Here is a 10,125-nt window from a genome sequence, read left to right as displayed (position 1 = left end):
TGGAAATTTAATCATAGAATGATTTCGCTAGACAAACAAGAAGAATTATTAATTGATTTAGTTACTAAATTTGGTGGCTAAATCCAGTTATTACCCATTGCAAAAAAAATAGCCTAGATGGCTATAAAGTGCGTTTTTTGTGTTATTTATTCGTAGTATCTAGCATTTCCGCTATGAGAAAGAGCTGTGATAATTTCGTTTCAGTTATTTCAGATATTTTTACTAGCATTTCAAAACTTGGTTTTCTTCTGTTTGTTTCCATCAATGAGATGTGACTTTCTGAACAGCCAACTAAATTAGCAAATTCGGCTTGAGAAAGATTTCTTTTTGTTCTTACAGCCTTAATTGCTACACCAAGATTCATCGCTTTCCTCCACCAAGAGTTTGAGTGTGAAATTCTTGTGGAGTCTTGTCTCTCTTCAAGTGCGAATCATTTGGAGTTCTTCCGATTAATTTCGAAAAACTGTTCTTCTCATCAGTAATTTTCCAGACCTCACCAAAAACTCTTTTGCAAAGGACTTTTGCTGGCAAAACTTTCAAACTCAAGATTGTTGCGAACAGATCTTGCTCTCTGACGAATTTTCCATGAGCATCACATCGATAATAGTAAATTCCATCTGGCAAGTCCTCATCTTTTGGCGCTTGGCAAGCTACGACAACATATTCTAGAGTGCCATCTTGATTAGTCAAACAAATCTGGCAGATTTCAGGTAGATTTCTTTTGACAAGCTTTATACGAGCACTGTAAGTCTTATTGCCTTGCTCAACCCAAAGAAGAAGCAGATCATCTGAAGCGTTCTCAAATGTTCTGGCTGGTGTCATTTTCTCTTCCTCCTCCTCTTGCTTGCATAAATAAAGAGTATAATGTATAATAACTAGATTTTGTTCTTATGTCAATATTTTCCGCCTTCGCTCTTCTGAGCTTCCACCTTCGCTTTAGCTTCGGTGGATAAATCGGCGGACAAAGTAAAATCTTGACTTTGAAAGATTTTCTGATAGAATTAGAGATATTATTTAAATTAAATTATGAAAGCAAATATCGAAAAATTACCAAAATCAAGCGTAAAAATTAGAATTGAAGTTGAGCCAAAAGAGATTGAAGGTAGATTGGAATTGGCATCAAGAAATATTTCTAAAGACATGAAAATGCCTGGATTTAGACCTGGCCATATTCCAGCTAATATTGTGAAGCAAGAAGTTGGCGAGATGAGAGTTTGGCAAGAAGCTTGCGCAATTGTATTGCCACAAATGTATGCCAAAGCAATAATTGATAATAAATTAGAAGCAATTGGCCAACCAAAAGTTAATGTTGAGAAAATTGCGCCTAATAATCCATTAATTTTTACTGCTGAAGTTGCTTTATTGCCTGAATTTAAATTACCTGATTACAAATCTATTAAAGTTAAAGAAAAAAAAGTTGAAGTTAAAGATAGTGAAGTTGATGCTGCTTTAAAACAATTGCAAGAAAGCAGAACAATTACACATAAGATTGAAAGACCGGCACAAAAAGGCGATATGGTTGTTGTTGATTTCAAAACTTTTTTGGATAATATTCCAGTTGATAAAGGACAAAGCGTTGATCATCCAATTGTGATTGGCGAAGGCAGATTTATTCCTGGATTTGAAGATCAATTGATTGGCTTGAAAGCATTAGATAAAAAAGAATTTAAATTAAATTTTCCAAAAGATTATCATCAAAAAAACTTGGCTGGCAAAGAAGTTGAATTTAAGGTAGAAGTAAAATCTGTTAATGAGAGACATTTGCCAGAATTAAATGATGAATTTGCAAAAGGTTTAGGCAAATTTACAAGCATTGCTGAATTAAAATCTGAAATAAAGAAGAATATGGAATTAGAAGCGACAGAAAAGGCAAGAGGATCAGCTGAAATGGAATTAATGGACAAGATTGCAGATAAAGCAACAATTGAGCTTCCTGATGTTTTAGTTGAAAGCGAATTAAACAAGATGCTTGAAGAATTAAAAGGAATGGTAATGTCATCTGGTGGACAATTTGATCAATATTTACAAAGTATTAAAAAGACTGAGGAAGAATTAAAAAAAGATTTGAGAGAAAGAGCAGAAAAGAGAGTTAAGATTGGATTGATCTTGAGAGAAATAACAAAACAAGAAAAAATAGAAGTTGATGAAAAAGAATTAGAACATGAGATTGAACATACTGCTTCTCATTACCAACATGATCCAAAAATGGTAGAAAAAATTAAGAGTCCTGAATATAAGGATTATGCAAGAGGATTAATGCAAAATAAAAAAGTATTTGAAATGTTACGCAAGACTTGTATTGAAGAGACGAAGTAACTATCAATCAGTAATTAGTAATTAAAGCGCGAGATAATCGCGCTTTTTTGTTTAGATATACAGTGTCATTGACAAAATAATATTTTTGTGCTAGATTGTTGTATTGTCCCAAGAGCACAGAGGAGGGAGAGATGGGTAAGGAACCTTTCTGGTTTGTACTGTTGTCCATTGATGGGCCGACTGCAAGAGATCAAGAAGTATTGCGAAGAACGTTTTTTCATTTTCAAGAACAACACATTGAGATTTCTTGGCCACATACGTTTGATTTTGGAGGCGAAAGACATTTCTTGATCGTGCGCTGTATGCCTGAAGATGCTGAAAGGTTGAAGATCGAGGCAACGCAGTTCTTTCAGGCTGAATATGAATCAATGAAGAAAGCTCAGGAAGGAGGAAGGTCATGATGACTGTCATCGAGCAATTGAGTGTAGATTGGAGCGAAGCACTGAAAAAGGAAGAGGAAGCAAGAAATCGACTGCTGGAAGCAACGGCATTCGCCTGGATAGCATATTTCAAAAAAGGCAATCATCGAGAAGAGGTGGCATCTGGAAAGGTATTTCCGGTCTCTCCAATGATGCCAAACTATCTTGACCCCGACGATAAGATCCGTTCTAGATTCGAATTTTCGGGTCTTGGAAATGAACAGCTTGTACGGCTTGTTTATAACGGACAAGAAGGAGAGGCAACTCAATACTTTTCCTTTTACGTTGAAGAGCCTTCGAGGGATGAATTCACAGGAATCCCTGAAGATGATGAACTTTTCTATGTTACGAAAGATCGTTCGGAAGCAGAGGTATGGTTGCAGGCAAAGCTCTCTTCAGTTTGACGTTCTTTATTATATACCAGTTTTTTAGCTGGTTTTTTTGTTTTTTTTGATTATTTTGTATATAATAAGATTGTTACTGGTAACTAGTTACTAGTAACTAGTTTACTAATTAACTTATTTTCATGAAAGTAAAAGAAATAATGACAAGCAATGTTGTAACTTGTGAGATTACAACACCAGTCAATGAAGTTGCCAAAAAATTAATTGATAATGATATTACAGGCATGCCTGTTGTTGATAATGGAAAAGTTATTGGAATTATTACTGAATCAGATTTAATTATGCAAAAGGCAAAAATCCATATTCCTCAATATATTCAAATTTTAGATAGCTATTTGTATTTAGAAGATCCTAGTGAAGTTGAAACTGAATTAAAGAAGATTACTGGCATGACTGCCAGAGAAGTTATGACAAGCAAACCTGTAACAATTGGCTCAAATGATTCTGTTTCTGATCTTGCAACTTTGATTGAAGAAAATCATATTAATCCAATTCCGGTTGTTGATAATGATAAATTGGTTGGAATTGTAAGTCGAGCGGATATTGTGAAATTATTAGCGCGCGATTAGATTTATATTGTTTTATCTAAAATTAAAGTTTTACTATTTTTAAACGAGATATTGAGATATTAGGATATTGAGATATTAGGATATTGAGATATTAGGATATTGAGATATTAGGATATTGAGATATTAGGATATTGAATATTAAATATTGAATATTGTTATGTTGATTTTGATTTGTGGCCTTCCTGGCGTTGGCAAAAGTACTGTTGGCGAAATGTTGAGAGCGAAATTAAAGGAGCAGATGATAGAATCAGATCAATTAAAGCCAACTAAGAAAATTATTGATGAATTGAAGAATAAAAATTTTTGGGCTCGCGAAGTTAAGAGCTCAGTTTATAATACTTTGTTTTCTAATGGTGCAAAAAGATTGATGAATGGCCAAAGTGTTATTTTGAATGCGACATTTTTCAAGAAAGCATATGTTGATCAAGCAAAAAAACTGGCTGAATTGTTTAAGACAAAATTGTATATTATTTATGTGAAATGCGATGAAGAGATTACAGAGAAAAGAATTGAAGCGAGATTTAAAGCAAAAGAAAGCGAAGTAACAATGAAAACATATCATATTATCAAATCTAGATTTGAACCAATACGTGAACAAAAAATTGTGGTTGATAATAGCGGCAATAGAAAAGAATTAGTTAAGCAAATTAATAAAATAATCAATAAGATAACTAGTAAAAAGTAATTAGTAACTAGCATCGACTACGTCGCCCTAGTTACTAGTTACTTATTACTAATTACTAATTTTATGCAAGAATTTTTAAATTCGGCAATTGAAATTGCTAAAAAGGCCGGCAAATCATTGATGAATGATTATCAAAATCTAAGCGAACGAGATATTTATGCAAAAGGAAGCAATGAGCTTGTGACAAAAGCTGATATCAAGGCTAACAAAATAATTGTGAATTATTTAAAAGAAAAATTCCCAAAACATAATATTGAATCAGAAGAAGAAAACAAAATTGATAAAGGTTCTGATTATACTTGGGCAGTTGATCCATTGGACGGCACAACAAATTTTATTATTCAAAATCCTTTGTTTGCTGTCTCTATTGCCTTAATAAGGGCAAATGAAATTCAATTAGGTGTTATTTATGCACCATATCTACATGAATTATATACTGTAACTAAAGATGGCAAAGCGTTGTTGAATGATAAACCATTGGCTGTTTCACTCAAAGATTCAGTCAAAGATTCTGTGTTGTTATTTTGTAGTGGCCATAAGGCAATGCATAAAGAAAAAACGATCAAAATTTATTCTGAATTTAAATTAAGAGCAAAGTCTTTGAAATCTTTTGGTGCTGCATCTCTTGAATTAGCTTTTGTTGCGTCTGGTCGTGCTGAAGCAATTATGTTGCCAGGCGCGCCGATTTGGGATGTTGCTGCTGGAATTTTGTTAGTTCGGAAAGCAGGAGGAAAAGTAACTGATTTTAATAATGATGAATGGACAGTTCGATCACGAGATACTTTTGCAACAAATGAAAAAATACATGAGAATTTGGTGAATGATGTGGAGAAGATTGGACTATAAAATTGTCAAAGAGGCTCAGCCTTTTACTAAAATTATTAGACCGCTATCTTTAAGGAAACTAATCTTAATTGTTCGAATATTTGGTTTTAGAAAAGGCTGAGCCTCTTAGTAGTTTAAATTTAAATTTTATGCAAACTTTAGAACAAATTGCTAAACAAGTTAAAAATTGTCAAAAATGTGATTTGTATAAGCTAGCGAAGAATCCAGTACTAGGCGAGGGCAATCAAAATGCTAAAATTATGTTTATTGGTGAAGGTCCGGGTGCGAAAGAAGACGAATTAGGCAGACCTTTTGTTGGCCAAGCTGGACAATTACTGTCTAAATTATTGGCTTTAGCTTCTTTAAAACGCGAAGATGTTTATATTGCAAATGTAGTAAAACATAGACCACCAAATAATCGAGATCCTCTGCCAGACGAAGTTGCTGCTTGCTGGCCATATTTGGAACAGCAAATAATGATTATTAAGCCTAAAATTATTATTCCATTAGGCCGTCATGCAATGGCTAGATTTATTCCAATTGGCACAATTTCTAAAAATCAAGGACGAGTTTTTAGACGCGAAATCAAGAATTTAGGAAAATTATATTTTTATCCGATTTATCATCCAGCTGCAGCTTTGCATCAACCTAGTCTTTATCGCGATCTCGAGAATGCTTTTAAACGTTTGCCTGCGGTTTTGAAAAAGGTTGAAGTGAATTGACGGATATTCGGAAATTGTGAAATTCGGAAATTACGAATATTACGGATATTATGATATTAAAAAATCCCGTTTGTGCGGGATTTTTATGTAATTATTTTGCACCACCTTGCTGTTCTTTAGCGGTTACTGAATCATGAAGCTTTTTGAAATCTTCTTGCGTGTAACCTGCCAGTCCTCGTTCTTCCAGAATTCCTTTTAGATAATCTTTTGGTCCTTCTTTTGCCAAACCATCTATAAAATCTTTTTCGTGTTGATATCTTGTTTTTTCAATGGTTGTCCATTCATTTTCTTCTTGCAGTGCTAGTTCTGGATCTTGTGCTAGTTCTCTTGCCATTTTTGAATTATAAGCTCTTACGCTTGCTTCTTCTTGGGCGTCTCTAAGTGCCAATATTGCATCTGCTTTTTGATCAATAGCAGCATCGGTTGGTCGTTGTTCAGTGCCAATCTCTGTTTCTTCTTGTTTTAATCCCATTTCTTCTGCGCTTGGTCCTGTTTCATTTGCCATATTTTTGTATTAAATTGTTAATTTATCTTTATTCTACCCCCCCCCCCCTTGCTAGAAGTCAAATAATTGCTTGTGCATAATCTTGCGGAATTTTGTAAAATTAAACACCGTAAATCAAAATCCCTTGTCAAGAATGAAAAAATGAGCTAAAATGATATTAGTAAGAAATTTTAATTTAGTTATTTATAATTCACGTCTATGCCAGTTCCAAAAAAGAAACACACCAAAGCAGCTTCTAGACAAAGAAGATCACATCACGCTCTAAAGCAAACAAAATTAGCAAAATGTCCAAAATGCAGCAAGCCAATTTTACCTCATACTGTTTGTTTAGCATGTGGAAATTATAATAACAGACAAGTTTTAGATATTGAAGCAAAAAAAGCCAAGAAAGCAAAGAAAGATAAGAAAAAACAACAACAAGCACAACAAAAATAATACAAGCGCTGATTAAACGCTGATTTCTAACGCTGATATACGCTGAATTAATTATTCGTAATTCGTATCATTCGCATTATTCGTATCGTCATTCGTATTATATTTTATTTAAAACAAAAAAAATGTCAAACCGGCACCTTCTTAGAACAGTAGCATTACAAACACTATATGAGTGGGATTTTTATGATAAAGATGATAAAGAATTATCAAAATTCCTAAAACAAAATTTGGATGAATTTGCACCAGGTGCAGAAGAACCAAATTTTGCTAAAGATTTGTGCGATGGAGTAATAAAGAATGTCAAAGATATTGATAAAATCATTACTGATGCTGCTCCTGATTGGCCAATGGATCAAATTACAATGGTTGATCGAAATGTCCTAAGAATGGGTGTTTTTGAACTTTTATTTGACAAAAATATTCCGCCAAAAGTTGCGATTAATGAAGCAATTGAACTTGCTAAAATGTTTGGTGGTAAATCGTCAGGCAAGTTTGTGAATGGAGTACTTGGGAGTATATTTAGGAAGATGGAGGCCGAAATCGATAAAAATAAGAAGTGAGTTATAAAGTTTTTAAAGTTTATAAAGTTATAAAGAGAAAACAGGAAACAGAAAACAGTTAATTATCTACTCTTTTCTATTTTCTATTTTCTGTTTTCTAAAACGTATGGACAAAGATTTTACACAACTAGAGAAAAATATCGGAATAAAGTTCAATAATATTAAACTGCTTAACCAAGCATTAGTTCATCGTTCTTATTTAAATGAAAATACAAGCTTTCCACTTGATAATAATGAAAGATTAGAATTTTTGGGAGATGCAGTTCTTGAATTGGTTGTGACTCAGCATTTGTATAATAATTTTACAAATCCAGAAGGAGATTTAACAAACTGGAGATCTGCGCTTGTTAATACAAACATGATTTCAAAACACGCGAAAGAATTAGGTTATGATGATTTTTTATACTTATCTAGAGGAGAAGCAAAAGATATTGGCAAAGCTAGAGATGTTATTTTGGCTAATGCATTTGAAGCTGTAATTGGCGCAATTTATTTAGATCAAGGCTGGGATGTAGCAAAAGATTTCATTGAAAAACATATTATTGCTGAATTAAAAAAGATTTTAGACGAAAAATTATATATTGATCCAAAATCAAGATTACAAGAAGAGATCCAAGATGCTTTAAAGGTTACTCCAACATATCAAGTTTTGAAAGAATGGGGACCAGATCATGCAAGAAAATTTAAAATTGGCGTATATTTAGAAAAAAAATTACTTGGTGAAGGTGAAGGAGATTCAAAACAAGAAGCACAAGTAAATGCTGCGAAGAATGCGATTGAGAGGGAAGAGTGGAAGAAATAAATTTTCAATGACCAGTTTCCAATTTTCAATAAATTATCAATTTTCAGTTTTCAAAGTCGTAACTAATTGAAAATTGTTCATTGATAATTTATTGAAAATTGAGAATTGTAAATTGAAAATTTTTTTATGTCTATTTTTTTAACCGTCTTAATCATCATCTTAATCGTTGCTTTAATCGTAACTGGTTTAGTTGGGACAATTGTTCCAATGCTTCCTGGCGCGCCGTTGATTTTTGCTGGAATGGTAATTTATGCAATTTGGGATAGATTTCAGCATACATCGATTTGGACTTTTGCTGTACTAATCATTTTGACATTATTTTTGACAGTTATTGATTATGTCAGCCATTATGTTGGCGCTAAAGTTTATAAAGCGTCAAGAACAGCTTTGATTTGTTCTGCAATTGGCGGTATTGTTGGATTATTTACTGGTAACGTAATTGGTTTTATATTCGGTCCGCTAATTGGCGCTGTAATTGGAGAATTAATTGATTCTCAAGATTTAAGAAAATCACTAAAAACTGGAACTGGTGTGTTTGTTGGATTTCTGTCTGGAACGCTGGTGAAATTTGTAGTTGCGATTATTATGGTAGTAATATTTATCGGAAGCATCATATTTTAAATTAAAAATTTAAAATGAAAAATTAAAAATAACTAGCTACCGGCTAGTTTTTTGTTTAAATAAAAAAGGCCAGAAGTTAAATACTAATGGCCTTTTAAAATTTTATTGTTTTTTGTAAATTACTTTGCCAGTTTGTTTGATTTCCCAGACAAGAGGATCATTATTATTACTAAAGTCCTTCGGATTGAATGGATGCGGTTCGATAATATTGTCTTCTACTTCATATGACTTTTTTAGCAAATAATGCAAAGCCTTAAAACTGTCTTTAAATTTTGGCGAGATTACACAAATATCAATATCGCTCCATTCATGGGCTTGATCTTTGGCTTGTGAACCAAAAAGAATCACTTCGTTAATTGGAAGATTATCTTTTTTTAGAATATTGATATATTGTTCAATGCTTTTTTTTACCTTTTTTGTCATAATTGTTTTTTAAAGTCAAAATAGAGATTTTTAGAAATTTTAAAATATTTGTCAGAATATTCTTTAGTGCACTTTTTATAAAAAGAAAATTTTATTTCATCGTATCTGCCAGCGATATTAAATTCGGTTATTGTTGTTAAATCATCAATCTGTTCATTTGTTAGTTTTAGATTTACTATTTTTGCTAGGTTAACTAATTTATGGGTGTATGGAGAATGCTTTTTAGTCTTTTTCACAACAAGAGCTTTTAGAATCTTTTCAATCATAAGATGGCAAAAGAATAAGCTTGCAGAATACTTTTTTCCTTTTAAAAGATATTCTGCGATTTTAAAATCTTGCTCTGCTGATTCCTGCCAATATTCCATTACTTTTCGAATATTATCTTTACTCATATTTTAAGTATAACATTTTTTTTGATTATTTTCAATAGATTTGTCAAATTTTTTGTCAAATTTATCAATAAAAAAACCTTGATTAACAAGGTTAGATAGTGCTAAAGGATTCGTCTCCTGATCCAGCTGACGATTTCATTTTTTTGCCGAGCGACAAGAGCTTCGAGATTTTCGGAAAGTTTGAATTCATGAAATGAATGAAGGTGCATACTGATATTTTCTCCTTGACAGAGAATTTCGTTATTCTGTTCATCAATCGACATTTCCAACTTGATCCTGATACCAACTTGTTTCTCACCACGAACAATCCGGAAAATTTCGTAGATCTTTGCTGTCTTATCATAGACTCCAACCCAGACTGGAAATCTCTTGCCGAGCATTCTCTTTCCCTCCTTCCTCCCTTGAGAAAAGAACATTCACTAATGCTCTATTTTATACCTGTCTTAA

At 32.7% G+C, this 10,125-nt stretch carries 17 protein-coding genes; 11 read left to right on the top strand and 6 right to left on the bottom strand.

Annotated features, from left to right (window positions below; genetic code table 11):
* Positions 1 to 142: 142 nt before the first annotated feature.
* Both WC663_06295 and WC663_06290 read right to left on the bottom strand, forming a co-directional pair.
* Positions 143 to 364: a helix-turn-helix transcriptional regulator gene (locus tag WC663_06295; protein ID MFA6296937.1), complete on the bottom strand. Its 222-nt coding sequence runs from the start codon at positions 362 to 364 to the stop codon at positions 143 to 145.
* Positions 361 to 822, bottom strand: a complete 462-nt coding sequence (locus tag WC663_06290; GenBank protein MFA6296936.1) for a hypothetical protein — start codon at positions 820 to 822, stop codon at positions 361 to 363. Before WC663_06290 ends, WC663_06295 begins: the two co-directional genes overlap by 4 nt.
* A 204-nt stretch (positions 823 to 1,026) precedes the next feature.
* On the opposite strand from WC663_06290, the gene tig reads away from it, so the two are divergent.
* From tig to WC663_06255, 7 genes are all read left to right on the top strand, one after another.
* A complete protein-coding gene (tig, locus tag WC663_06285; GenBank protein ID MFA6296935.1) occupies positions 1,027 to 2,316 on the top strand; it encodes a trigger factor in 1,290 nt (429 codons plus the stop codon).
* Between the two features lie 161 nt (positions 2,317 to 2,477).
* A complete protein-coding gene (locus WC663_06280; GenBank protein ID MFA6296934.1) occupies positions 2,478 to 2,717 on the top strand; it encodes a hypothetical protein in 240 nt (79 codons plus the stop codon).
* Complete coding sequence (locus WC663_06275; protein MFA6296933.1) at positions 2,714 to 3,139, top strand: hypothetical protein; 426 nt, start codon at positions 2,714 to 2,716, stop codon at positions 3,137 to 3,139. The genes WC663_06280 and WC663_06275 overlap by 4 nt, the downstream gene beginning before the upstream one ends.
* Before the next feature lie 122 nt (positions 3,140 to 3,261).
* Complete coding sequence (locus tag WC663_06270) at positions 3,262 to 3,708, top strand: CBS domain-containing protein (GenBank protein ID MFA6296932.1); 447 nt, start codon at positions 3,262 to 3,264, stop codon at positions 3,706 to 3,708.
* 157 nt (positions 3,709 to 3,865) lie between these two features.
* Positions 3,866 to 4,393 (top strand): ATP-binding protein, encoded by a 528-nt coding sequence (locus WC663_06265; GenBank protein MFA6296931.1) that lies wholly within the window; start codon positions 3,866 to 3,868, stop codon positions 4,391 to 4,393.
* Positions 4,394 to 4,456: 63 nt separating this feature from the next.
* Complete coding sequence (locus tag WC663_06260; GenBank protein MFA6296930.1) at positions 4,457 to 5,239, top strand: inositol monophosphatase family protein; 783 nt, start codon at positions 4,457 to 4,459, stop codon at positions 5,237 to 5,239.
* 128 nt (positions 5,240 to 5,367) lie between these two features.
* Entirely contained in the window at positions 5,368 to 5,940 is a 573-nt protein-coding gene (locus WC663_06255; GenBank protein MFA6296929.1) for a uracil-DNA glycosylase, read from the top strand.
* A 91-nt stretch (positions 5,941 to 6,031) separates the two neighbouring features.
* On the opposite strand, the gene WC663_06250 is transcribed toward WC663_06255, so the two are convergent.
* On the bottom strand, positions 6,032 to 6,445 hold the full coding sequence (locus WC663_06250; GenBank protein MFA6296928.1) for a hypothetical protein: 414 nt from the start codon (positions 6,443 to 6,445) through the stop codon (positions 6,032 to 6,034).
* 198 nt (positions 6,446 to 6,643) lie between these two features.
* Between WC663_06250 and rpmF the strand changes: the two genes are divergently transcribed.
* The 4 genes from rpmF to WC663_06230 all read left to right on the top strand — a co-directional run bounded on the left by rpmF (position 6,644) and on the right by WC663_06230 (position 8,863).
* A complete protein-coding gene (gene rpmF, locus WC663_06245) occupies positions 6,644 to 6,880 on the top strand; it encodes a 50S ribosomal protein L32 (protein MFA6296927.1) in 237 nt (78 codons plus the stop codon).
* Positions 6,881 to 7,002: 122 nt separating this feature from the next.
* Positions 7,003 to 7,440, top strand: a complete 438-nt coding sequence (gene nusB, locus WC663_06240; protein ID MFA6296926.1) for a transcription antitermination factor NusB — start codon at positions 7,003 to 7,005, stop codon at positions 7,438 to 7,440.
* A 106-nt stretch (positions 7,441 to 7,546) separates the two neighbouring features.
* Positions 7,547 to 8,242 (top strand): ribonuclease III, encoded by a 696-nt coding sequence (rnc, locus tag WC663_06235; GenBank protein ID MFA6296925.1) that lies wholly within the window; start codon positions 7,547 to 7,549, stop codon positions 8,240 to 8,242.
* A gap of 126 nt (positions 8,243 to 8,368) precedes the next feature.
* Positions 8,369 to 8,863, top strand: a complete 495-nt coding sequence (locus WC663_06230) for a DUF456 domain-containing protein (GenBank protein ID MFA6296924.1) — start codon at positions 8,369 to 8,371, stop codon at positions 8,861 to 8,863.
* Between the two features lie 102 nt (positions 8,864 to 8,965).
* Here WC663_06230 and WC663_06225 read toward each other — a convergent pair whose 3' ends face one another.
* From WC663_06225 to WC663_06215, 3 genes are all read right to left on the bottom strand, one after another.
* On the bottom strand, positions 8,966 to 9,286 hold the full coding sequence (locus WC663_06225; protein ID MFA6296923.1) for a nucleotidyltransferase domain-containing protein: 321 nt from the start codon (positions 9,284 to 9,286) through the stop codon (positions 8,966 to 8,968).
* Positions 9,283 to 9,678: a HEPN domain-containing protein gene (locus tag WC663_06220; protein ID MFA6296922.1), complete on the bottom strand. Its 396-nt coding sequence runs from the start codon at positions 9,676 to 9,678 to the stop codon at positions 9,283 to 9,285. Before WC663_06220 ends, WC663_06225 begins: the two co-directional genes overlap by 4 nt.
* A 101-nt stretch (positions 9,679 to 9,779) precedes the next feature.
* Positions 9,780 to 10,058: a hypothetical protein gene (locus tag WC663_06215; protein ID MFA6296921.1), complete on the bottom strand. Its 279-nt coding sequence runs from the start codon at positions 10,056 to 10,058 to the stop codon at positions 9,780 to 9,782.
* Positions 10,059 to 10,125 lie beyond the last annotated feature (67 nt).

The sequence above is a fragment of the Patescibacteria group bacterium genome (assembly GCA_041662665.1).
Lineage (GTDB): Bacteria > Patescibacteriota > JABMPQ01 > JABMPQ01 > JAQVVF01 > JAQVVF01.
Note: the sequence above shows the minus strand (reverse complement) of the source record. Positions and strands in the feature narration are given on the sequence as shown.